Source organism: Bacillus sp. KNSH39 (genome assembly GCF_052656585.1).
Genome location: NZ_JBQXYO010000001.1, coordinates 2,654,487 through 2,676,128 on the forward strand (window position 1 = coordinate 2,654,487; position 21,642 = coordinate 2,676,128).

The following is a 21,642-nucleotide window of genomic DNA, read 5'->3' on the forward strand; positions in this document are numbered from 1 at the left end:
ATCGCCCCATTATAGAAGAATTCAATTTCAAACATGCTTTATTGGGTACACTGTTGCTATTTCCATCCAACCCTTTTCTCTTCTGAAATACCACTTATAAAGTAAATTATATATTAACAAATTCCACCAATAAACATAAAACTTTTCCACCTTTATTCTCCTTCAGAAACAAGAAATAAAAAAGCACTCGAATTATACTTATCTGAGCACTCAAAAAAACTTTCTTCTTATATGTAACGCTAATTTTTATATTTTTTTCCTAATGTACATCGATATCAAAATTAATTTTAATCGCTTCCTTAATCTTATTTCTCCATACTTCACTTGAAGAAGCGTATAACGTCAAATCATATAACAATCGCAAGAGCTCTTCTTTGGAATTAAAACACTCTTCTTTCCACTTTTGCATGTTCATTTCAATTTGTTCTATTGCTTCTTCTGTGGTGATGAAAAAAATTTTCCCAATTCCAACTTTCGTCTGCCTCTTTCATACCGAAACTATCTTGAAATGCCAAATTCGAATACATGTTTTCTCCTCGAATTACTTTTCTTTCAAACACACGCTCTCCTCTTTCAACAAAGTATACCCTTTGCCCAATCCTTATCTTTTTTTCCTTCATGATAACCCTCATTTTTGAAATTTTCAAATATTTATTCGCGGAAAACATGTATTTCCTTCAAAATAAATGTAAATAGATTAAAAGGAGTAGATTAGAATGAATTTCCCTAATACTTGGGAAGATTATAATTCTCAATACCTAGAAGTGGCAGAAAATCTTATCCAACATAATCTAATTAATAATGCTTCAATTATTCCAACTATGTACATCGCAAGACATTATATTGAATTACGTACTAAAATGATTGCTAAAATAGCAAAAGTTATGAATGGCGGAGAGCCTAAAAAAGTTACAGGTCATAATTAAAAAACACTTTGGGATGAGTCTTCACATCTAATATTACAAACATTAAATAATCATGGTCTATATTCTCCTCATGTACAAGTGCAACTTCAGCAAATACAAAATTTTATTAACAAAAGAACAAATTGGGATGATGATTCTATGGCATTAAGATATCCTTACGACCTTCATGGTTCTGCATATGAACTTAAAGAGGATATTTCACTATTCAAGAACGAATGGAATAATTGCACGGAAACGCTGGAGTATATTTACAAACAACTCATTACAGACATTCAAAAAGGTACTATACCTTTAACTCAGAATCAAAAAATAGCCTTCGCAATAATGGTATTATTATTTAATATATGAAAATGAGTCGTATTACCAACGACTCATTTTCATATACCCACTATTTTCTTTAATACATAAGTAGTTATGCTTTAAAATACTCTCTTAATCTCTCACCTCTTGTTAACGCTTCATCTACTGTTACATGCTCAAAAATTCCCTGTTCGGTAATCCTTTTAATTAAAAAAGTTTACATGGTATTAAAAAAAAGGAATTCCAATTATCATTTACAAACATTGAACTAGAAGAATTGTTTCTTATCTCAACATTTATGAAGAAAACCTTTCCTATTTCAAGTTTCATGAAAATTTTCTCGTTCACAAAATTTGAGATAGGACAATTTTGAACCTTGAATACGTTGTCTTTTTATCGAAAAAACTCAGGCTTCTTGAACAAATCTCAAACATGGTGAAGAATAACACTCAGTATTATTAGTATGCAATGTCATCATTACTAAATGCCCCGTCAGACTTGCTCTTATGGATATTATTGCTGTTTCTTCATCACAGATGCCCCTACTAAAATAACATCTGGATCATGACTTGACACTCCCACAGCTAAAGCCGCAAGTCCTACACCTTACGGTGTAACGGATGGGATTCTTGAATGACTAACCGTTCGCAGTTCATTTCTGTTTTGAACAGCCTTCAAGATGAGGGTGTGCCATCACCCCTCCTAAGACAGACCATATAGGTTCTTAGGCTGATTGACTATTACCATCAACCACAGTTGCGTAGCGAATGTTCATCGCCCCAACGATATCACGATGTTTCTCAAATCCACATTGGCACTTATATTTTCTATCTTGTGCTTTGTTCTTTTTAGAACACTTCGGACATGTTTGACTTGTATAAGAAGGATTCACATATTCAGTCTTTATACCAACTAATGTCGCTTTGTACTCAATGAATTGTGCTAGACGAAAGAATGACCAAGTGTGTAGATTTTTTTCGTTTTTACGGCTTGTTCGTGCCGTCTGTCTAATATTCGTTAGTTGCTCTAATCGAATGACAGAGATATTATTATTCATTGCGAAATCAACGATTTCACGACTCACTTTGTGGTCTTGGTCTTGCATCCATCTCCGTTCTTTATCATCAAGTTGCCGAAGGGCATTCAATTTCTTAGCTTCTCCTAACTTCTTGCGAATACTACGAAACTTACGTTTCATATATTTGTTTTGTCTACCGTTTCCAAAGAAACGAACCTTATCATCGTTCGTGATAGCCACCCCAGGAACTTTGAGACCCAAGTCCACTCCTAAAATCTTTGTTCCTATTTTTTCGTTTGTAGGGATTGTGACAGCTATTTGAGCGATCCATTTAGCAGATTTCTTTGTAATACGAAGTGTACCTAACTTGTGTTTCAACAATTCAAAATTGCGATTATATTTGTCAGTTAACAAAGCACGAATCTTTAAACGAGTTGACCTTCCATTTACCATAAAGGGCATTGAAATGTACGTGAAGTCAAATGAATAGTTTTGGTTATTCCATACGCAAACAGGTTTTTTTAAAATCGGAACGATTTTATATTTACTCTTTTTCACTTTTGTAGAAAATACACTTTTCGCATCTTTAATCGCTTGATTTTTAACCGCACTTGGAAGGTTGGCTTCAATATCCTTTGTGCTTTTCTTCGTGGTTTTCTTCGCTTCAACCATTTCAGATACCAGTATATTAATGAGCTTAATATACTGGTAACTACTTTGTTCCAATAGCCTAATTTGTTTTTCTGTCGGAAGTAATTTAACTTTGATCGTGATAGTTTGTGCCACAAGTTTCACCCCCTCGTTTTTTGACTTTCAACATAATATCGTATCGTTTCACTCGATACATTCCCAGCAGTAGAAATAAAATAAGAACGTGTCCACAGACTTGGCAAATGCGCGAGGTGAGAAAACTCTTCTCTTACACGCTTCGACGTCACTCCTTTAATTTTCGCCATAATATCAGCAGGACTAAGTGTTGGTAGTGCATTTAAGAACAAGTGAACATGGTCTTTATCACATTCCATTGCAATAATAATAATATCTAGTTCGTTACATAACTCTTGAACCAAAGCTTTGAAACGTTCTTCTACTTTTGCATTAAGAAAAATCTTTCTTCTGTATCGTGGGCAAAACACAAAATGGTAGTTAATTAATGAAACGATTGTTTTGTTTTTTCTATAATCATTTATCATGCTCACATCGTATCAGTTTGTTTATAGAACTGCAACAAAAAATAAAGGGTGCCTATTCTTGTCTATCACCGTATGTTTCAATTATCCAAATTAAATCAGCTATTGGTATATGCCCAGTACCACTTGGATCAATATCATATTGTCCATCAGCTGAGGCTTGTGGTAAATATGTTCTAGCTTCCTCGTAATACTCTATATGTAAGCGTCTGATTATTTCTTGGAATTTTACGGTATCCAGTTTATATCTTGCTTGAATACTAAGCAATTTAGATAGACCTTCTGTACCAGTAAACCAATCTAAATGACCGTCAAATAAGAGGACGCCATTATTCTGCGGTGAACTACAATTCCTCACAGACCTATGGTGAACTATTCTAAAGTTTTCACCTATCGTTGTATACTCGTCAGTGCTTTCATCTTGTAAAGAATCCCATTCTAGTATTCCATCCTGATCCGATTCAATAATTTCGCCACAGTTGTCACAGAACCACTGTTCTTTTGCCCTTAACTTTAAATCAAATCCTGCTGTTTCACTACTCATCATACTCCTCCTCATCTCTTTAATATTCAAAAAAACAAATTACCTCATAATTATAGTCAATTACCTTTACATTAAATCTTTCCCTATACGTAGTTGCACCGCTACATCCTTCTGCCGGGGCACAATATGTAAATCTGACGCTTGTACCCTACACGCTTCTTTTAAAATTGCATTCGCAAAAATTTCAATCCCATTCATCACTTTTCCCTCCTCACTATGTATATAGCATGAAAACATGCGCAATAAAAATTTGGACTTTTGTATTTTCAATAGAGGAAAAAGGAAAAATATGTTTGTGAAATTATGAACAATTTCCGAATTATTGTCTAAAATTACCTATACTCATGTTTATCTGTATTATAATGTTATTATCTTGGATAAAGTGATAAAGGTGGAGATCCTCATGGAACAAGCTTTAAAAATTACAGGTGTATTATCTGACCCAACTCGTTATTACATTTATAAATATATTTCGCAAAAACATAGTTACGTAACGGTACAAGAAATTGCAGATGAGTTTGACATTCATCCAAACGTAGCGCGTTTACATTTATCTAAATTAGAAGATGTTCATATGCTAAAATCGGAAACGAAGAAAACTGGAAAAGGCGGACGACCGAGCAGATTGTATGTCTTATCTGAAGATGTTATCCAATTACAATTTCCATTCCGTGATTATCAATTGTTAGCAAGAATCGCATTTAATTCTTTACTTAGTCTTGGTGCTGCTGGTGAGAAAGCGCTATACGAAACAGGAAAACAATTCGGAGCTGAATTAATGCAACAACATATGCAACGTTTAAATGTGAGTGAAGATGCTTTAACAGTGGAACAAAAAGTTCAAATTGCAAAAGAAGCTTTCTCAACAGCTGGCTTATCACCTGCATTTGAATTAAGTGCAGATGGAACAAAAATTTTCTATGATGTACACAATTGTCCATTTAAAGAAGTTGCTGTTCATCATCCAACTGAAATTTGTAACATGCACGGAGATATGATGAAAGGGATTTTTGAAATCCTATTCCCTAACATGGAATTAACTCGAAATGATAGTCTATTAGATGGATGTAAATCTTGTAATTATAAACTAACAATTTAATTTTTCATATAAAAAGAAGCCAATTATTATTGGCTTCTTTTTATATGAACGAATATTTACAATAGTAAGAAAAATAAACTATAATGAGGTGAGGTTTACTTTTTTTAGAAAAGGAGGGAGATGGCATGGAGCGCATGTTTCGCGTTCTCGGCTTTTGGACTGGAATTTTCTCGGTTATGTTTTACGTAGGGGATATGCAACCGGCCGCACTACTATTTTTAGGACAAACAGGTTTCTTCGTACTTTTAAGCTATTTAAAATTAACAGAGCGTATGTATATATACGTATTTGGGGCATATTTAACTGTTTTCTTCATAGGATTTACATACTACACGACATTCTTACTTGTGCCTGGGGCTGGACATTAAAAGATGGCATTTTGCCATCTTTTTTTTAATTCCGGAATTTCCTAGTTGACTTATAGGTTTTATTACCTTATATTCTATATAACAGATTGGAATTAGGGGGAATCAACATGAATACACTGCTTGTCGGAATTAACGTTGCAGTCATGCTCATCTTAGTTGGCGTATTATATTATATGCAACGTAAGCATGTATCTTTTAATAAACGTGTATTTACCGCTTTAGGAGTCGGAATTTTATTCGGTCTTATATTACAATTTATTTATGAGCCAACTTCTAAAGTAATTATTGAATCAAATACTTGGTTTGGCTTAATCGGTAACGGTTATGTAAAATTACTTCAAATGATCGTTATGCCACTTATTTTAGTATCTATTATTTCAGCATTTACAAAATTACAGTTAACGAAAAACCTTGGTAAAATTAGTGGCCTTATTATCGGTATTTTAATTCTTACTACAGGAATCGCTGCAGCTGTCGGTATCGCTGCAAGTGCAGGATTTGATGTATCTGCAACCGGCCTACAACAAGGTGATGCAGAATCTGCTCGTCTGAAACTAGTTGAAGAAAGATTTACTTCTATTGAAAAGACAACAATTCCAGATAAATTATTAGAGCTATTACCTACAAATCCGTTTCTTGATTTAACAGGCGCTCGTCCAACATCAACAATTTCTGTCGTAATATTTGCAGCCTTTATCGGCATTGCCTTTATAGGTGTAAAACGAAAATATCCAGAACAAGCAGAGCTATTTAAGAAGATGCTTGATGCTGTATATGCAATCGTAATGCGTATGGTAACATTAATTTTACGCCTTACTCCATACGGCGTATTAGCTCTTATGGCAAAAACAGTTGCTGGTAGCGACATAAATGCTATTTTAAAACTTGGCAACTTCGTGTTAGCGTCTTACGTAGCACTTATCGTAATGTTCGTTATCCACTTATTATTAATTGCGCTATCTGGTTTAAATCCAATTCAATATTTAAAAAAGGTGTTCCCTGTATTAACATTTGCATTCACATCTCGCTCTAGTGCTGGTGCGATGCCATTAAATATTGAAGCGCAAAAAGAAAAGCTTGGTATTTCCGAAGGAATTGCAAACTTCGCAGCTTCATTTGGGGTATCTATCGGACAAAACGGTTGCGCAGGTATTTATCCAGCAATGCTTGCAATGATGGTCGCTCCAACTGTAGGAATTGATCCATTACAACCACAATTTATTTTAACTTTAATCGCTGTTGTTGCTATTAGCTCATTCGGTGTTGCCGGAGTTGGTGGCGGCGCAACATTCGCAGCTTTAATCGTACTATCTACAATGAACTTACCAATCGGTATTGTTGCTCTAGTTATCTCGGTTGAGCCATTAATCGATATGGGGCGTACAGCTCTTAACGTAAGTGGCTCTATGACAGCAGGTCTTATTTCAAGTAAATGGCTTGGTGAATTAGATCAAGATACGTACAATCAAGATGATACAAAAACTGGTGAAATTGCTTCATAATGAAAAAAGACGCTAACATACAATTGTTAGCGTCTTTTTTATTCCGTCCCCTCTTTATAGATTTTATCTTGAGAATTATCACTCTAAGTATTCTTCTAGTTGCTCTTTTAACTCTTCCTCAATCTCATAACAAGATTCATCAGCGAGTTCTCCTACTTTCTTACTCCCCAAAATGTTTGATTGAATTGGCATTCCTAAAAAGATTCTTTCACATTTCCAAATTGGAATATTATGAAATCCAATCAGCTCTTTTTCTTCATCTAATATAGCTATAGCAACTGATGAATAATAACCCACCTCAAAGGGATTCTCTTTTTCTCTTGCAAATCCCATATCTAATTCCATGTGTTTTTCTATGTATAAATGTGAATACTCTTTATGCAGTTTAAGTGATATTCGCTCTATTTCCTTCTCCATACATTGAATGTTCTCTTTTAACTCCAACGTAAACTCCTGTTCTTTATATTTCATTTTCGCCTCCTTAAACATAGAAAAAGAGAATACAATAACATATCCTCTTTCCTCAAATATATTTCATTATCTCACAGCCCGTCCTTTTCACAAATAACCATTTTGTTCGCACCATTTATGAAATTGTCCTACGTCTACTCCAACTAACACGATATCCTTTAGCTCTACATCAATGACTTGTTCTCCAATTACAATAGCAAACTGCGATGCTAATTTTGTCTCATTTTTCTTTACAATTCCAATTCGGTTCCGATGCGGTCCATCTTTTATATATGCTTTTTGTCCTACAATATCAAAGTTCAAAATTCTCACCTCTTTTACTGCGCTCAAATTGGAAATACGATCTCCACCTCGGAAAATTTCCTTTCATTGCACTATTTCTCTATATATATGACGAAACAATAAAAGAGTCCTTCCTTCTTTACAATTATTTTTTCTTTGTTTCATTTTTGTGATTGAAACGTAAAGTTTATAATAAAATACACTTGGAAGCGCTTTCTATGTAATTTTTTATGTTATAATATATAAGTAGAACTTCGTAAAGAGGGTTAAAAAATGAATACAAAAATGATTAAAAAAGTAATTGAAGCATTAAAAGTATATGGCTTTCAGGATGTATCATTCTGTGACAAAACGAAGCAATTTTTATTTCATAACGAAACCGATATTATGAGCGGCTATGCAGAAATAACATATAGTAGTCAATTTGAAAAATTCAACGTACAAATTCATCCAATTGAAACGCATCACCAAGCAGAGTTACAAGAGATTGAAAGACATATACAAGCTTGTATAAGAAAAGTGGAATATTTAAACGCACTTCTTACCGGGCAGACAAAACTAGATGATAAAATTATTATTATGTAAAAAAAGAACGTGATCCAATCACGTTCTTTTTTCATTATACGTTCATCTTTTCCTTTAGTTGTAATCCTGTAACAGATTCTAATACATCCATCGATTCTCCAAATGTCATATCAAAAATTGTCTTGTCCTCTATGTATGGAAACTGTCTGAAACGCTTTTCTAACACCTTCACAGCATCTGATGTAAAGTTTGCACTATCAATGCCAAATTCTGTTTCAAGAAGAACGATCCAATCTAACACATGAAAACCTAATCCATTGACGAATGAAATCAATTTTTCTTCTGGGTTTGAAGATAAGAATACTTGGCGTTCCATCTCACTAAAAAGTTCTTCTCCTAAGATTTCAGCTAACTCATCATCATGTTCACGTTCAACAAGTTCTTCGTAGCCGTAATCATCCACAAGCTCTTCTACTTCTTCACTATCCTGACAAAGCAATTGACTAAGAAGTGCCTCTTTCTTAAATTCACTATTTTGTACGACTTCTAAAAAGCTCGTTTCCCATCCATTTTCTAATTTCATATTATGTACTCCTTTATATACGTTTCTTATCATCACTGTACCCAAAAGATCACTTTTATAACCTTTTAGGTAGTTACTATTATTTCATATGATTCATAACATAAGATGCAAACTCAGCTACATCTCCTTCAAAAATATTTATTTCTGGCAAGTGATAGAACGTTGTTTGGAGCGGGCTTCCTGCATGATATACATATATCGTTTTCTCTAGTGCAATCGCCATTCCAAACTCTGTATGGCTCCCATTTCCGCCATCTAATATAAGTAAAAATACATCCGCTTCTTTTACAGCATTTTGTTCTGCCTGACCAATTTCTCTTAATTGTTCTTCATTTGCTGCTTTTTCGTTTTTGGTCCAATCATATGTATGGTGCCATCCTGCATGTTTCAGTTCATTTGCTACGGAACGTACAAGATGTTTATTTTGGAAACCTGAGGCGATATAAAAATTCATTTATATACACTCCTTCATTATGTATGGGGAAACTCCTTTTTAGCGTTATTTGTTATAGCTACAATAAAGAACAACTTCAAAAAAAATCCCCATCTTTAAAACTTATTTGCGTTTAAATGATGGGATGCTTCATGGTCTTCTTTTATTTTTTGTTTTTTATAACTTTCATCAGCTAACATTTCTAGTTCAGCTGTTATCTCCGACTTTTCAAGCTCTCTTTCTTGCGAAAATTTCCTTGAAATATAAACAATAACACTACCAACGTACAACACAAAGCATATAATAAGTGCAGTATTTTCATAGAGACTTAGCTCCAACACAGTCACTCCTAATCCATTCGTATTTTCACGCCTCATTAATTGGAATTTCCCTATTAACCCATTTGTTATCCCGCTATTTGAGGGCAGTAAGACTCCCTCCTCAAAATTCAGTAACAGTAAAGAAGTTAGATGTGGGATGCACCCAACTGATTAAAGTTTCACTTTATTGTAACATAAAAATATCAATTCTTGGAATCTTTCACCCTACTAAAAGAGGCATGATTATTTCATCATGCCTCTGAAATATTTTGAATGATTGTTTTAATTGCTTCTTTTCCATTATATTTTTTTAGTGCTATTTTATACTTCTCATTATTTTGATTTAATTCTTCGACATACTTTATAAGAGATTTTACATTTACATCTTCTTCATATAATACGGAGGCATATCCTTGTCTTTCAAAGGACTCTGCATTTAATATTTGATCTCCACGGCTTGCAAATTTCGATAATGGAATTAAAACCATCGGCTTTTGTAATGTTAAAAATTCAAAAATTGCGTTGGAGCCCGCGCGTGAAATAACAAAATCTGTTACCGCTAATATATCTGGCAGTTCTCCATGTACATATTCAAATTGTCTATATCCTTCTTTATTTTGTAAACTTTCATCAAGGTTACCTTTTCCGCAAAGGTGAACAATTTGATACTTTTTAAGAAGTTCTGGTAATGCTTCTCGAGCCGTATCATTAATTTTTTTCGCGCCCAAGCTGCCTCCCATAATCGTAATAACTGGCTTTTTATGTGAAAAACCTAAAAACGCTAAACCTTTTTCACGATTTCCCTTCAGCACTTCTTCACGTACAGGAGACCCCGTATATATTACTTTTTCTTTCGGTAAATGTTTCGCTGCTTCTTCAAATGTAACAAATATTTTCGAAGCAAAACGAAGCGCAATTTTATTTGCTAGTCCTGGCGTCATATCAGATTCATGTAATAAAACTGGTACTCTATTTAGCCATCCGCCAATTACGACTGGTACAGATACGAAACCGCCTTTTGAAAAAATCACATCTGGTTTTAGTTTTCGAATTCTTACATACGCATCCATAACACCCTTCATTACAAGAAAAGGATCTTTTATATTTTTTAAATCAAAATAACGACGTAGCTTTCCACTCGAAATACTATAGTAGGGAATGCCTTCCTTTTCTATAATCGTTTTCTCAATACCTTGGTGAGAACCAATATAAGAGATATCCCAGTTGTCTTCCTGTAAATATGGGATAATGGCTAAATTAGGTGTTACATGTCCTGCCGAACCGCCACCTGTAAAGACTATTTTCTTCATACGTCTCCCCCTTCTAGACTATAATACACTAAAATATCTTGCCTCAGGGTGAGAAAATACCATAGCCGTTACGGACGCTTCTGGCTCCATCATGAATCCTTCTGTTAATGAAATACCTATTTCCTCTGGATGAATTAAGCGAAATAGCTTTTCTTGATCTGCAAGTTCTGGACACGCCGGATAACCAAATGACACTCGTATTCCTCTATATTTCGTACGGAAACGTTCTTCCATCGTCAGTTCAGGTGAGTCCGGAATGCCCCAGCGGTCACGAATGAGCATATGTGTTTTTTCAGCAAGTCCTTCCGCTAATTCAAGCGCTAACGATTGAATGGCATGACTACGTAGGTAATCACCTTTCGCCTTCCACTCTTCAGCGATGTCCCGAACTCCTTCCCCAACCGTAACAGATAAGAAAGCAACATAGTCCATCTCATCTCCTATTGGGCGCAAATAATCACCTAAAGTACGATAGGGAGCCTTTCCTTGTCTAGGGAATGTGAAACGCTCTATAACACGCGTATGATCTTCTGGATCATATATTACAATGTTTTGTCCGTCGCTTTGCGCTGGGAAAAATTGATACACTGCTTTCGGCTTTAACCAAGATTGTCCTTCCTGCAATAATTCATCTATTAAATCATTTAATTCATGTGCTCTCTTATCTCCCTCTTTCAAAAGCTTCTTCACATTTCCTTTTAATCCAAGGTGATGCCCAAGTAGCATTTGTCTATTCAGAAATGGTGCGAGATGAAGGGCGGGAACATCTCGTAATACAATTCGTTTTGTTGAATCAGGCACCATAACCTCTGATTTTGGTAATGGCTCAATTACTGCTGGAATTTCTACTTTCTTCTCCTCTTTTTTTACGATATGAAGATGACGTTCTTTTTTATCCTGCTTCATCTTCTCACGCTCTTCTTCTTTTTGAAGCTTATTAATAATATCGAGCCCCGTCATCGCATCACTCGCATAACAAACGAGTCCTTTATATGATGGTGAAATCCGATTATCTGTAAACTTTCTCGTTAACGCTGCACCACCTACAACAATGGGCACATCAATATTTGCCGCTTTTAAATCTTCAGCAGTCGTTACCATTTGTTGAGCTGATTTTACTAATAAACCTGAAAGGCCTATAATGTCCGGCTTCTTTTCTTGTACTTCTTGAACAATTCGATCCGAACGTACATTAATTCCTAAATTAATAATCTCATATCCGTTATTCGCTAAAATAATTTCAACAAGATTTTTCCCAATATCATGCACGTCACCTTTTACAGTTGCTAACAATACTTTCCCTTTTTTCGCACTATCACTAGATTCCATATGTGGCTCTAAATAGCTTACAGCGGATTTCATACTTTCGGCACTTTGCAATACTTCAGCAACAATAAGTTCATTATTATTAAATAGTCGTCCTACCTCGTCCATCCCTGTCATAAGCGGACCGTTAATAATATCAAGAGGTTTTCTTCCTTCTTCAAGTGCAAGACTTAAATCCTCGTGTAATCCTTGTTTCGTACCTTCTACAATATAATTTGCTAGTCTTTCATCAAGCGTTAACGTTTCTTGCACAACGACATCTTTCTTTTTAGCAACTCGGTAAAAGTTTGTAAATTCTTCTAACGTCTCTTTCGTCGTTTCAAACAGTAATGCATCTGCAAGGCGTTTTTCTTCCTCTGGAATCGACGCATAGCGTTCTAATTTTTCCGTATTCACAATCGCGTAATCTAATCCTGCTTTCGTAGCATGATATAAAAAGACTGAATTTAATACTTCACGTCCAGCCGGTGGTAAACCAAATGATATGTTACTTACACCTAAAATCGTTAAACACTCTGGTAACGCTTCTTTAATAAGGCGAATTCCTTCTATAGTCGCTGCCGCTGAGCCAATATATTCTTCATCACCTGTCCCTACTGGAAACACAAGTGCATCAAAAATAATATCTGACGGGCGTATCCCATACTTCTTTGTAAGTAATTCATAGCTTCTTTTCGCAATTTCTATCTTTCGTTCCGCACTAACAGCCATACCGTCTTCATCAATTGTTCCTACAACTATAGCGGCACCATACTTTTGAAGAAGCGGTGTCACTTTTTTAAATCGTTCTTCTCCATCTTCTAAATTAATTGAATTAATAACAGCTTTTCCTTGAATATAAGTAAGAGCTCGCTCCATCACATTTTCATCTGTTGAATCAATCATAATCGGTACTTTTAAAACTTTCGTAACTTCTGCTAAGAAGTTTTCCATATCTTCTATTTCATCGCGATCAGGATCTGCCATACAAATGTCAATAATATGAGCATTTTTCTTCACTTGCGCTCTTGCCACTTCAGCAGCCTCTTCAAATTTCCCTTCTGCTACTAAGCGTTTAAATTTACGTGACCCAATAACATTCGTTCTTTCACCTACAAATAACGGTCTCATAGACTCATCATATTGCAGTGCTTCTAATCCACTAATTCCATGTCCTTCTCTCTCATGATGGTCACGAGGCCTAAGAGATGCTAGCGCGGATTTCATTGCTTTTATATGTTCTGGTGTCGTGCCACAACAACCACCAATAATATTAACCCATCCTTCTTCAGCAAATCGCTTCACCTTTTCAGCAAGAGAAGATGGAGATTCATGGTAATGTCCATCTTCATCAGGAAGACCTGCATTTGGATAACAAGAAATGTAACACTCCGATAAATCAGATAGTGAACGAATATGGTCCCTCATAAACTCCGGACCAGTCGCACAGTTTAACCCAACAGATAATGGTTTCATATGTTCTACTGATAAATAAAAAGCTTCAATTGTTTGCCCAGCCAGAGTCGTTCCCATTGGCTCAATCGTTCCTGAAATCATAATAGGAACCGTTTTTTTCAGTTCTTCAAAAGCGGCTTGAATTCCAATATAAGCTGCTTTCACGTTACGCATATCTTGACTCGTCTCAACGAGTAATACATCAACTGCTCCTTTTAATAATCCTCGTGCCTGCCTTGTATAAGCCTCAATCAATTCTTCAAAAGTCACACCACCTGTAACACTAATTGCTTTCGTTGTTGGTCCCATCGCTCCCGCAACATATACTTCCTTCCCGCTTTCTTTAACAGCTTGCTTCGCCAAAAGTGCTGCCTTTTCATTTAGTTTTTCATCTAAATGAGACAGATCATAATCACTTAGTACAATATTCGTTGCCCCAAATGTATTTGTTTCAATAATATCCGCTCCAGCTTCAATATAAGCTTTATGAATCTTTAAAATAACGTCTGGTCTTGTTTCCACTAAATATTCATTACAGCCCTCGTACTCTTCTCCTCCGAAATCTTCAGCAGTTAAATCCTCTTGCTGAATCATTGTCCCCATTGCACCATCTAATATTAAAATGCTATTTTTTAATTTTTCTTCTATACACTTCATCAATTAATACCTTCTTTCACTTCTTGCTTTTCTCTTACATATTTAACAAGATGTTCTGTAATTTCATACTTTAAAAATGGTGTAATAAGATAAATACCATTAAAATATTTCATCGCTGCGTCGACCAATTCTTGTGAAATGCGGATCCCTTCCTCAATTGCTGCCTCTTTCGTTTCATGTCCATCCATTCTCTCTCTTATTTCTTCAGGAAGAGTAATACCCGGCACCTCAAAATGAAGAAAATCTGCATTCCGCTTACTTACTAACGGCATAATTCCAATAAAAATAGGTTGTTCCAAATGCTTTGTCGCTTCATACACTTCTTCAATTAACTTGATATCGTAAATTGGCTGAGTTAAAAAATACTCCGCTCCAGCATCTATTTTTCGTTCCATTCGCTTAACCGCTGCTTTTAAGTGCCTCACGTGAGGATTAAATGCGCCGCCTACAGAAAACCTTGTCGCCGGTCCAATTGATTTCCCTAAAATTGAACGTCCATCGTTCATTTCTTTAATCATTTTAATAAGCTCAATAGAGGATAAATCATATACAGAAGTGGCACCGGGAAAATCACCAACGCGCGCTGGATCACCAGTTAAAGCTAACACTTCTTCCATCCCTAACGCCGATAAACCTAACAAATGAGATTGTAGTCCAATGACGTTATGATCTCTACACGTTAAATGCGTCAATACTGGGATATCATGCTTCGTTAATAACGCACCCATCGCCATATTAGAAACACGAGGCGATGCTAATGAATTATCTGCTAGAGTAATAGCATCTGCTCCCGCTCTTTTTAACGCTCTTGCTCCTTCAAAAAAACGCTGTGTATCTAACGTTTTCGGTGGATCTAATTCCACTACAACTGTCGTTTGTTTTTTCGCTTTCTCTGCTAGAGTGACGTGAGCCTTCGAACATTTCTCATGCGTATGAACGACTTTCGGCCTTTGAATCGTGTCTTTTTCTATTACAGGGGTAATATTCGCAACAGCGCGCTTCATACTTTGAATATGTTCTGGAGTCGTACCACAACAACCACCCAATAACCGAATACCTTGCTCAATAAATCTCGGTGTCATCGCTTCAAAATAAGCTGGGCTTCCCTCATATACGTAACGTCCATCCACATAATTCGGGAGGCCTGCATTTGGGTATGCTGATAAATAGCCATTTTGAGGAATCGATATCATTTTGAAAGCTTCCGTCATATGAAGCGGCCCTAGTTGACAATTCAATCCAACAACATTTGCACCGTAATCTATAAGTTGCTTTAATATTTCATTGACATCATTTCCATTTTGAGTCGTACCTGCTTCATGTAACGCTAATTGCGCAACAATTGGAATATTCGTTTGCTTACGCAATACTTTAACGGCATGAAGTAATTCAAATTCATCGTAAAAAGTTTCTAATAGTAATCCATCAACCTGTTCTTCTAGTAAAGCCCCTGCCTGTTCAAGTAACATAAACTCTCTTTCCATATCAGTCGTTGTAACAGCTCCGATATGTTTCATACCACCAATTGTTCCTAAAATTGCATTTTTATCTGTCACAGATGCTTTCGCCAGTTTTACTGCCGCTCTATTAATTTCTGTAACTTGATTTTCTAAACCATACATACGTAATTTCGCCTCATTTGCTCCATACGTATTCGTTTGAATTACATCTGCTCCAGCAGCTACATATTGTTTATGAATCGATATAATTAAGTCTGGATCAGATACATTCAATTCTTCAAAGCTACTTTGCAAACCATGTGAATGCAATAACGTCCCAACCGCACCATCACCTATTACAATTCCTTTTGATAATAAATCTAGTAATTTCACGACTCTCCCTCATTTCTATCAATATAAAAACCCCCTCTTCACTTTGAAGAGGGGGACATAATCGTTCCTCCTCTTATTATGCAAAACATTCGTTTTGCAGGTATTAGCACCGTTTCAAACATTTCGTTTGAAGGTTGCCGGGTTTCACAGGGCCTTTCCCTCCACCGCTCTCAATAAGAGTTGTCTTTATTATTTTATTTATGTAGCTAAAAGGAAATGCGTTCCCCTTTTAACAATGTTTGTTAATTTTTTAATAAATTTAGCATGCACAAAAGTAAAAGTCAATGACACTTGCGGAAAAATAAAAATTATTTAAAATAAAGTTGCAATTCAGTTATATTTTATTGTAAAGTTAAAAACATAATAAAAATTTCATACGAACATTCTTATCTAGAGAGGTAGAGGGACTGGCCCTGTGACGCCTCAGCAACCATTAACATTTTGTTAATAAGGTGCTAATTCCAGCAAATTGTGAAAGATTTGACAGATGAGAAGAAGACTCTATTCAAACCGAAAGCCTTCTTCTTAGAAGGCTTTTTTTATTTTATATTCACTTAATGTTTCAATTTAAAAAGGAGGAATTTTCATATGTCAACAATCGAAACAAAACTAGCACAAATCGGAAATCGCAGTGAAACTACAACCGGAACGGTTAATCCACCAGTTTATTTCTCAACCGCTTATCGTCACGAAGGAATTGGTAAATCTACTGGCTTTGACTATTCACGAACTGGCAATCCAACTCGAGGTCTTTTAGAACAGGCGATCGCAGACTTAGAATATGGCGAACAAGGTTATGCCTGTAGTTCAGGGATGGCGGCTGTTCTCCTCGTCCTTTCTCTATTCCGCTCTGGAGACGAACTTATTGTATCTGAAGATTTATACGGGGGAACGTATCGATTATTTTCTGAGCATGAAAAAAAGTGGAATGTTCGATGTAGATACGTAAATACACAGTCTATTAAACAAATTGAGCAAGCTATCACAACTGAAACGAAGGCTATTTTCATAGAAACTCCAACTAATCCATTAATGCAAGTTACTGATATTGCTGCTGTCGCAACTGTAGCGAAAAGGAACGGACTACTCCTTATTGTAGACAACACTTTCTACACACCTTATATACAGCAACCATTAACAGAAGGTGCTGACATTGTACTTCATAGCGCAACGAAATATTTAGGGGGACATAACGATGTACTAAGCGGGCTTGTCGTTGCAAAAGGAAAGGAACTTTGCGAGGAAATCGCTCATTATCATAATGCATCAGGTGCAGTTTTAAGCCCATTTGACTCATGGTTATTAATTCGCGGTATGAAAACGTTAGCGCTTCGCATGAGGCAACATGAAGAAAATGCGAAAGCAGTTGTTGCGTATTTAAATGATGAAGACGGGGTGACAGATGTATTTTATCCAGGAAGAGGCGGCATGATCTCATTCCGCCTTAAAGATGAAGCTTGGATTAATCCATTCTTACAATCTTTATCCTTAATTACATTTGCCGAAAGTCTTGGTGGTGTAGAAAGTTTAATGACTTATCCAGCAACGCAAACACATGCTGATATTCCTGAAGAAATTAGAACAGCAAACGGCGTATGCAATCGTCTTCTTCGATTCTCAGTTGGCATTGAAAATAGTAACGATTTAATTCAAGACTTAAAGCAAGCAATTAAACTCGTAAAAGAAGGTGTAAGAATATGAGCTATTCTATAGATACACTCTTACTACACAACCAATATAAACACGACTCGCAAACAGGCGCTGTGAACGTTCCTATTTATAACACATCAACTTTTCACCAGTTTGATGTAGATACGTTCGGAAAATATGACTATAGCAGGTCAGGAAATCCAACTCGTGAAGCTCTTGAAGATATCATTGCTTTATTAGAAGGCGGAACAAAAGGATTCGCCTTTGCATCAGGCATTGCAGCGATTTCCACTGCATTCCTCCTTCTTTCACAAGGTGATCACGTACTCATTTCAGAAGATGTGTACGGAGGCACTTACCGAGTGATAACTGAGGTACTCTCCCGTTACGGTGTTTCACATACATTTGTTGATATGACCAATTTAGAAGAAATAAAACAAAACATTAAACCAAATACAAAGCTCTTTTATGTAGAAACACCTTCTAACCCACTTTTAAAAGTGACAGATATTCGCGAGGTTTCTAAACTCGCAAAATCTATTGGGGCTCTTACTTTTGTTGATAATACATTTTTGACACCACTATTCCAAAAACCACTTGAACTTGGAGCTGATGTCGTTCTTCATAGTGCTACAAAATTTATTGCTGGTCATAGTGATGTTACTGCCGGATTAGCAGTAGTAAAAGATTCAGAACTCGCTCAAAAGCTTGGATTTTTACAAAATGCATTCGGTGCTATTTTAGGACCTCAAGATTGTTCTCTCGTACTTCGCGGTCTAAAAACATTGCATGTACGCCTCGAACATTCAGCTAAAAATGCCAATAAAATCGCACATTATTTACAAGAGCACTCTAAAGTAAAAAATGTCTATTATCCGGGATTACAAACTCATCTCGGATTTGATATTCAACAATCTCAAGCAACATCAGCTGGAGCGGTCTTATCGTTTACTTTGCAGTCAGAAGATGCACTCCGCAAATTTTTATCAAAAGTAAAATTGCCTGTTTTTGCAGTTAGTTTAGGAGCTGTAGAGTCAATTCTTTCTTATCCAGCAAAAATGTCACATGCAGCACTGTCGCAAGAAGCTCGTGATAAAAGAGGAATCTCTAATTCATTACTTCGGTTATCAGTCGGTCTTGAAAATGTTAACGATTTAATATCCGATTTTGAAAATGCCCTTTCTTATGTAGAAGAACCTGTAAATGCATAGAGAAAAAGAAGATATGAGATTAGGTTTTCATATCTTCTTTTTATGCGGTTTAGCTATATTCATTTGAATTTCTTCTTTTCTTATAGTCCATAAAAATAAAAGTATATCATCTATTTCTAAATAATGGATTAATTGATATATTAAGAAATAAAAAGGGGTGAAAATAATGGATACTTGTGCAGATATTTTAATCGTTATCGATTTACAAAATGGCGTATGTTATAGCGAGGAGCATTTATTTGATTTACAGAACTTACTAAAAAAAGTAAATAAAAGAATTTCTTCATATAGAAAATTAAATAAACCAATCCTTTTTGTTCAACATTGTGATGATGATTTAGTACCCGAGAAAGAACTTTGGGCTATTCATACCGATCTAGATGTTCAAGAACAAGATTTTTTTGTAAGAAAAACACATGCAAATTCATTTTATAAAACAAACTTAAAAGAAATTTTAGATCAATTATCTGTAAATCGCATTGAATTTTGTGGCGCCCAAACAGAGTACTGTATGGATGCAACGATTAAGTTTGCCCACGGACTAGGATACGAAAACTTTATGGGACAGAAAACAACCTCTACGTTGAATAATCCTTTTATGTCCGCAAAAGAGACAATTGATTTTTATGAGAACATATGGAATCACAGATTTTTAACGTTGCTAAAAGATGAATTTTAGAATAAATGACTAATGACTTGATCATCCTAAGATTTATCAGCCGTAATCAAATATTTCATTATCACCATAAAGAAGCGAATGACATTCAGCTTCTTTTCTTTTAACCTGTTTTATATTCTATATATATCATTATAATTCCTTTGTCATATTATTTTAAAAATTTCGTATATTCATTTGAAAGAATAAGAAAATCATGATAAAATTGTGTTACAAATATATCTATATCTTTCAATTTTTAAAACGCATCGAAATTTTCACCCAAAAATGTCATTTTACAAAAATATGCTAATTTACCTATTTTATTTACATCCGGGTCTCTTTTCTTACAATTTCTTTACTTTAGGACTTTTTTTCTGCAACAACTATTTTCTTTTCTTTAAATTTTTGGTATGTATAGTATGGTATAATAGCTCACACGGAGGTGGAAAAGAACATGTTAGAAACCTTTCAAAAAGAATTAGAACTATATGAAAGTAATGCAGAATTATTAAAAGTGCTAGCTCATCCTGTTCGTTTATGTATCGTAAAAGGATTAATCGAGCGCGGTCCAAGCAACGTTTCTACAATGTATACTGGCTTAAACATGCCACAATCTACAATTTCACAGCATTTAGCAAAATTAAAAAGCGCTAAAATCGTTTCTAGTGAAAGAAAAGGATTGGAAATTTATTACAAAGTAGAGAATGAAACAATCATTCAACTCGTTCGCGTATTATTAGGTTAGGGACTAATAATCGCAGAAAAAGAACGTATTCTATATTTTTTATCTCATATCTTTAATATAAATATATATCATGAGAGGAAATATATAATACTACATAAGTCGTATTAAAAAACAAGACACAGTATATACTGTGTCTTGTTTTTTATATTGTTACATACCGATCCAAATGTAAATGTTGCATATCTTTTGTATGTATAACAACATCAAACGAACTCCCTACTCCTCCATTTAAAATCATAGAACGAACTGCTCGATTTTGTTTTTGCGTTTCAGAAAAAGGATTCGTATCTTGATGGCTCGTAAGCTGTTCTAATATCCCTGCAGCTAACAAGAACTCAGATTGTTTCTTATGCCATACTGCACTCATTCCTTGCATACTAAACATCTCCTTTAGCTCGTCCCAATGAACATGAGTAGTAAGATCCATTTCACCTGGATGCGCTAGTGGGTTACGCATTAGCTTATGCTGATAATATCCTCGCAAACTTCCTTCGCGGTGTGCTGGATGCATCCATTCTTCTTTTGTGTATCCGTAATCAACTGTAATACATATACCTTTTTGAAACCATTTCGAAATTTCTTTTATATACTCCTCCATAACTATTGGTACTTCAAAACGTTGCCCTTCAGCAATATGAATATTATATTTCAATAAATAGCGACCAATTCTTTTATTTAACGGCCTACATACTTCTGAAAGGTTTCCTTCCTCTGTATATGTAATACGTACTTCATACAATATACCATTTCTTTTCTCAATTACTTCAACAGGAAATGCATCAAACAACTCATTCGAAAAAAGAATTCCCTCGAAAGAATCTCCCATTTCACTATAGGAGGTATAGTACGATACATTAGAAAATGAGCCAAGTTGCTCCTGCTGTAATTTCCTATGAAAAGGGCTCACTTCAATCATTGAATAGTTTAAATTAATAAAGGTGTTTGGAGATAATTGCTTCCATTCTTGTAAAACATCATAGGCAAACTTCCCTGTTCCCCCACCAACCTCACAAATATTCGAAGCAACTTCACCATTTTCAACAAGACGAATAAAAAGTTTAGCAAAAGTTTTTGCAAAAACAGAGGATACATTGCTACTTGTAAAAAAATCCCCTTGTCTTCCAATCTTTTCACGTTCTTTCATATAATATCCATGACCCTCCGTATACAATACAAGGTTCATATACGTACTATATGAAATTGAATAATCCTTTTCTTTCCCCATCCATTCTCTTAAAATGAGCTCCATTCCCATAAT

22 protein-coding genes, 2 pseudogenes and 2 riboswitches are annotated in these 21,642 nt (G+C 35.3%); of the genes and pseudogenes, 9 read left to right on the plus strand and 15 right to left on the minus strand.

What is annotated here, in order from left to right; translation table 11 throughout:
* Positions 1-416: 416 nt before the first annotated feature.
* Complete coding sequence (locus tag ACUL40_RS13525) at positions 417-620, minus strand: hypothetical protein (protein WP_445422663.1); 204 nt, start codon at positions 618-620, stop codon at positions 417-419.
* 96 nt (positions 621-716) lie between these two features.
* On the opposite strand from ACUL40_RS13525, the gene ACUL40_RS13530 reads away from it, so the two are divergent.
* On the plus strand, positions 717-926 hold the full coding sequence (locus tag ACUL40_RS13530; protein ID WP_001010741.1) for a hypothetical protein: 210 nt from the start codon (positions 717-719) through the stop codon (positions 924-926).
* 748 nt (positions 927-1,674) lie between these two features.
* Here ACUL40_RS13530 and ACUL40_RS13535 read toward each other — a convergent pair.
* From ACUL40_RS13535 to ACUL40_RS13555, 5 genes and pseudogenes are all read right to left on the minus strand, one after another.
* A pseudogene (locus ACUL40_RS13535) lies at positions 1,675-1,793 on the minus strand (ATPase, T2SS/T4P/T4SS family); the annotation flags it as partial.
* A 157-nt stretch (positions 1,794-1,950) separates the two neighbouring features.
* A complete protein-coding gene (locus ACUL40_RS13540) occupies positions 1,951-3,030 on the minus strand; it encodes an RNA-guided endonuclease InsQ/TnpB family protein (RefSeq protein ID WP_445422664.1) in 1,080 nt (359 codons plus the stop codon).
* 5 nt (positions 3,031-3,035) lie between these two features.
* The gene (tnpA, locus tag ACUL40_RS13545) at positions 3,036-3,437 is read right to left on the minus strand and encodes an IS200/IS605 family transposase (protein ID WP_000606460.1); all 402 of its coding nucleotides are present in this window, start codon (positions 3,435-3,437) and stop codon (positions 3,036-3,038) included.
* Positions 3,438-3,489: 52 nt separating this feature from the next.
* Positions 3,490-3,993 carry a hypothetical protein gene (locus ACUL40_RS13550; protein ID WP_445422665.1) on the minus strand — a complete coding sequence of 168 codons (504 nt, stop codon included), beginning with the start codon at positions 3,991-3,993 and terminating at the stop codon, positions 3,490-3,492.
* 54 nt (positions 3,994-4,047) lie between these two features.
* Positions 4,048-4,176, minus strand: a pseudogene (locus tag ACUL40_RS13555) (ATPase, T2SS/T4P/T4SS family); the annotation flags it as partial.
* Between the two features lie 205 nt (positions 4,177-4,381).
* Here ACUL40_RS13555 and ACUL40_RS13560 point away from each other — a divergent pair.
* The 3 genes from ACUL40_RS13560 to ACUL40_RS13570 all read left to right on the plus strand — a co-directional run bounded on the left by ACUL40_RS13560 (position 4,382) and on the right by ACUL40_RS13570 (position 6,947).
* Entirely contained in the window at positions 4,382-5,077 is a 696-nt protein-coding gene (locus ACUL40_RS13560) for a helix-turn-helix transcriptional regulator (protein WP_000434125.1), read from the plus strand.
* 125 nt (positions 5,078-5,202) lie between these two features.
* On the plus strand, positions 5,203-5,445 hold the full coding sequence (locus tag ACUL40_RS13565; protein WP_000440716.1) for a DUF2626 domain-containing protein: 243 nt from the start codon (positions 5,203-5,205) through the stop codon (positions 5,443-5,445).
* Positions 5,446-5,552: 107 nt separating this feature from the next.
* Positions 5,553-6,947 (plus strand): L-cystine transporter, encoded by a 1,395-nt coding sequence (locus ACUL40_RS13570; protein ID WP_001094345.1) that lies wholly within the window; start codon positions 5,553-5,555, stop codon positions 6,945-6,947.
* A 78-nt stretch (positions 6,948-7,025) separates the two neighbouring features.
* On the opposite strand, the gene ACUL40_RS13575 is transcribed toward ACUL40_RS13570, so the two are convergent.
* Entirely contained in the window at positions 7,026-7,418 is a 393-nt protein-coding gene (locus tag ACUL40_RS13575; protein WP_000875394.1) for a hypothetical protein, read from the minus strand.
* Between the two features lie 87 nt (positions 7,419-7,505).
* Complete coding sequence (locus ACUL40_RS13580) at positions 7,506-7,721, minus strand: DUF3912 family protein (protein ID WP_001008327.1); 216 nt, start codon at positions 7,719-7,721, stop codon at positions 7,506-7,508.
* 252 nt (positions 7,722-7,973) lie between these two features.
* Here ACUL40_RS13580 and ACUL40_RS13585 point away from each other — a divergent pair, with 252 nt between their 5' ends.
* Positions 7,974-8,285 (plus strand): hypothetical protein, encoded by a 312-nt coding sequence (locus ACUL40_RS13585; protein WP_001093237.1) that lies wholly within the window; start codon positions 7,974-7,976, stop codon positions 8,283-8,285.
* A 34-nt stretch (positions 8,286-8,319) separates the two neighbouring features.
* Here the strand turns inward: ACUL40_RS13585 and ACUL40_RS13590 are convergent, their stop codons facing one another.
* The 6 genes from ACUL40_RS13590 to ACUL40_RS13615 all read right to left on the minus strand — a co-directional run bounded on the left by ACUL40_RS13590 (position 8,320) and on the right by ACUL40_RS13615 (position 16,120).
* Entirely contained in the window at positions 8,320-8,808 is a 489-nt protein-coding gene (locus ACUL40_RS13590; RefSeq protein ID WP_000764267.1) for a hypothetical protein, read from the minus strand.
* A 79-nt stretch (positions 8,809-8,887) separates the two neighbouring features.
* A complete protein-coding gene (locus ACUL40_RS13595; RefSeq protein ID WP_001012342.1) occupies positions 8,888-9,262 on the minus strand; it encodes a nucleoside 2-deoxyribosyltransferase in 375 nt (124 codons plus the stop codon).
* Between the two features lie 95 nt (positions 9,263-9,357).
* Positions 9,358-9,618: a DUF3966 domain-containing protein gene (locus tag ACUL40_RS13600; RefSeq protein WP_001250699.1), complete on the minus strand. Its 261-nt coding sequence runs from the start codon at positions 9,616-9,618 to the stop codon at positions 9,358-9,360.
* Positions 9,619-9,812: 194 nt separating this feature from the next.
* Positions 9,813-10,871: an undecaprenyldiphospho-muramoylpentapeptide beta-N-acetylglucosaminyltransferase gene (locus ACUL40_RS13605; protein ID WP_326038169.1), complete on the minus strand. Its 1,059-nt coding sequence runs from the start codon at positions 10,869-10,871 to the stop codon at positions 9,813-9,815.
* Between the two features lie 18 nt (positions 10,872-10,889).
* Complete coding sequence (gene metH, locus ACUL40_RS13610; protein WP_445422666.1) at positions 10,890-14,288, minus strand: methionine synthase; 3,399 nt, start codon at positions 14,286-14,288, stop codon at positions 10,890-10,892.
* Positions 14,288-16,120, minus strand: coding sequence for a bifunctional homocysteine S-methyltransferase/methylenetetrahydrofolate reductase (locus tag ACUL40_RS13615; RefSeq protein ID WP_445422667.1), 1,833 nt, complete (start codon positions 16,118-16,120; stop codon positions 14,288-14,290). The genes metH and ACUL40_RS13615 overlap by 1 nt, the downstream gene beginning before the upstream one ends.
* Before the next feature lie 70 nt (positions 16,121-16,190).
* A riboswitch (SAM riboswitch) is annotated at positions 16,191-16,300 on the minus strand.
* 203 nt (positions 16,301-16,503) lie between these two features.
* Positions 16,504-16,614: riboswitch (SAM riboswitch) on the plus strand.
* 94 nt (positions 16,615-16,708) lie between these two features.
* Between ACUL40_RS13615 and metI the strand changes: the two genes are divergently transcribed.
* The 4 genes from metI (at position 16,709) to ACUL40_RS13635 (ending at position 20,384) form a co-directional block, all read left to right on the plus strand.
* The gene (metI, locus tag ACUL40_RS13620) at positions 16,709-17,821 is read left to right on the plus strand and encodes a cystathionine gamma-synthase/O-acetylhomoserine thiolyase (RefSeq protein WP_000103897.1); all 1,113 of its coding nucleotides are present in this window, start codon (positions 16,709-16,711) and stop codon (positions 17,819-17,821) included.
* Entirely contained in the window at positions 17,818-18,981 is a 1,164-nt protein-coding gene (gene metC, locus ACUL40_RS13625) for a cystathionine beta-lyase (protein WP_000122299.1), read from the plus strand. The genes metI and metC overlap by 4 nt, the downstream gene beginning before the upstream one ends.
* Positions 18,982-19,147: 166 nt before the next feature.
* Positions 19,148-19,660: a cysteine hydrolase family protein gene (locus ACUL40_RS13630; RefSeq protein ID WP_000379155.1), complete on the plus strand. Its 513-nt coding sequence runs from the start codon at positions 19,148-19,150 to the stop codon at positions 19,658-19,660.
* Between the two features lie 433 nt (positions 19,661-20,093).
* On the plus strand, positions 20,094-20,384 hold the full coding sequence (locus ACUL40_RS13635; protein WP_000894377.1) for an ArsR/SmtB family transcription factor: 291 nt from the start codon (positions 20,094-20,096) through the stop codon (positions 20,382-20,384).
* A 142-nt stretch (positions 20,385-20,526) separates the two neighbouring features.
* Here the strand turns inward: ACUL40_RS13635 and ACUL40_RS13640 are convergent, their stop codons facing one another.
* A complete protein-coding gene (locus ACUL40_RS13640; RefSeq protein ID WP_000525153.1) occupies positions 20,527-21,639 on the minus strand; it encodes a class I SAM-dependent methyltransferase in 1,113 nt (370 codons plus the stop codon).
* Positions 21,640-21,642: the final 3 nt, after the last annotated feature.

Excerpts from the sequence above, each read along its gene's own strand:
- ACUL40_RS13525 (WP_445422663.1), bottom strand. The coding sequence starts at position 620 with ATGAAGGAAAAAAAGATAAGGATTGGGCAAAGGGTATACTTTGTTGAA.
- ACUL40_RS13530 (WP_001010741.1), top strand. The coding sequence starts at position 717 with ATGAATTTCCCTAATACTTGGGAAGATTATAATTCTCAATACCTAGAA.
- tnpA (WP_000606460.1), bottom strand. The coding sequence starts at position 3,437 with ATGATAAATGATTATAGAAAAAACAAAACAATCGTTTCATTAATTAAC.
- ACUL40_RS13550 (WP_445422665.1), bottom strand. The coding sequence starts at position 3,993 with ATGAGGAGGAGTATGATGAGTAGTGAAACAGCAGGATTTGATTTAAAG.
- ACUL40_RS13560 (WP_000434125.1), top strand. The coding sequence starts at position 4,382 with ATGGAACAAGCTTTAAAAATTACAGGTGTATTATCTGACCCAACTCGT.
- ACUL40_RS13565 (WP_000440716.1), top strand. The coding sequence starts at position 5,203 with ATGGAGCGCATGTTTCGCGTTCTCGGCTTTTGGACTGGAATTTTCTCG.
- ACUL40_RS13570 (WP_001094345.1), top strand. The coding sequence starts at position 5,553 with ATGAATACACTGCTTGTCGGAATTAACGTTGCAGTCATGCTCATCTTA.
- ACUL40_RS13575 (WP_000875394.1), bottom strand. The coding sequence starts at position 7,418 with ATGAAATATAAAGAACAGGAGTTTACGTTGGAGTTAAAAGAGAACATT.
- ACUL40_RS13585 (WP_001093237.1), top strand. The coding sequence starts at position 7,974 with ATGAATACAAAAATGATTAAAAAAGTAATTGAAGCATTAAAAGTATAT.
- ACUL40_RS13590 (WP_000764267.1), bottom strand. The coding sequence starts at position 8,808 with ATGAAATTAGAAAATGGATGGGAAACGAGCTTTTTAGAAGTCGTACAA.
- ACUL40_RS13595 (WP_001012342.1), bottom strand. The coding sequence starts at position 9,262 with ATGAATTTTTATATCGCCTCAGGTTTCCAAAATAAACATCTTGTACGT.
- ACUL40_RS13600 (WP_001250699.1), bottom strand. The coding sequence starts at position 9,618 with ATGAGGCGTGAAAATACGAATGGATTAGGAGTGACTGTGTTGGAGCTA.
- ACUL40_RS13605 (WP_326038169.1), bottom strand. The coding sequence starts at position 10,871 with ATGAAGAAAATAGTCTTTACAGGTGGCGGTTCGGCAGGACATGTAACA.
- metH (WP_445422666.1), bottom strand. The coding sequence starts at position 14,288 with ATGAAGTGTATAGAAGAAAAATTAAAAAATAGCATTTTAATATTAGAT.
- metI (WP_000103897.1), top strand. The coding sequence starts at position 16,709 with ATGTCAACAATCGAAACAAAACTAGCACAAATCGGAAATCGCAGTGAA.
- metC (WP_000122299.1), top strand. The coding sequence starts at position 17,818 with ATGAGCTATTCTATAGATACACTCTTACTACACAACCAATATAAACAC.
- ACUL40_RS13630 (WP_000379155.1), top strand. The coding sequence starts at position 19,148 with ATGGATACTTGTGCAGATATTTTAATCGTTATCGATTTACAAAATGGC.
- ACUL40_RS13635 (WP_000894377.1), top strand. The coding sequence starts at position 20,094 with ATGTTAGAAACCTTTCAAAAAGAATTAGAACTATATGAAAGTAATGCA.
- ACUL40_RS13640 (WP_000525153.1), bottom strand. The coding sequence starts at position 21,639 with ATGGGAATGGAGCTCATTTTAAGAGAATGGATGGGGAAAGAAAAGGAT.